Origin of the sequence: Ectothiorhodospira sp. 9100 (assembly GCF_022227565.1) — a bacterium.
Classification (GTDB): domain Bacteria; phylum Pseudomonadota; class Gammaproteobacteria; order Ectothiorhodospirales; family Ectothiorhodospiraceae; genus Ectothiorhodospira; species Ectothiorhodospira marina.
The window spans coordinates 1-393 of sequence record NZ_JAJNAN010000152.1; the positions used below are offsets into that span (position 1 = coordinate 1).

Annotated in this window: 1 protein-coding gene and 1 pseudogene; one reads left to right on the forward strand and one right to left on the reverse strand. The window is 59.8% G+C overall.

Going from position 1 to position 393, the window contains the following annotated elements:
* On the reverse strand, positions 1-99 hold a 99-nt coding region (locus tag LPW29_RS15400), incomplete at its 3' end, for a helix-turn-helix domain-containing protein (protein WP_238628739.1).
* 19 nt (positions 100-118) lie between these two features.
* Here LPW29_RS15400 and tnpA point away from each other — a divergent pair.
* Positions 119-393 (forward strand): annotated as a pseudogene (gene tnpA, locus LPW29_RS15405) (IS200/IS605 family transposase); the annotation flags it as partial.

A 393-nucleotide genomic window follows, 5' to 3' on the forward strand; every position in this document is an offset into this window, starting at 1 on the left:
GTTGAACACGAACCGGCACGAGCCAGCGAAACGGCGCAATTGCCGTTCCCGCTGGCCGTCGGGGCGTAGCTCAAACTTGAAGGCTTGGAGTTGTTGCATGCGGATATTATAGTTTGGTCTCTGCACCGACTTCGAGGCACAACTGATCGAGATGGACGGCGAGGACGATCATGTGCATCTGCTGGTAGAGTATCCGCCCAAGGTGGCCATCTCGAACCTCGTGAACAGCCTCAAGGGCGTCTCCAGCCGCCTGCTTCGCAAAGAGCGCCCGGAAATCCAGAAACGCTACTGGAAGGGCGTTCTGTGGTCGCCGTCCTACTTCGCGTCCTCCTGCGGCGGCGCGCCGATCTCCATCGTGCGCCAGTACATCGAGCAGCAGCAGACACCTCACTG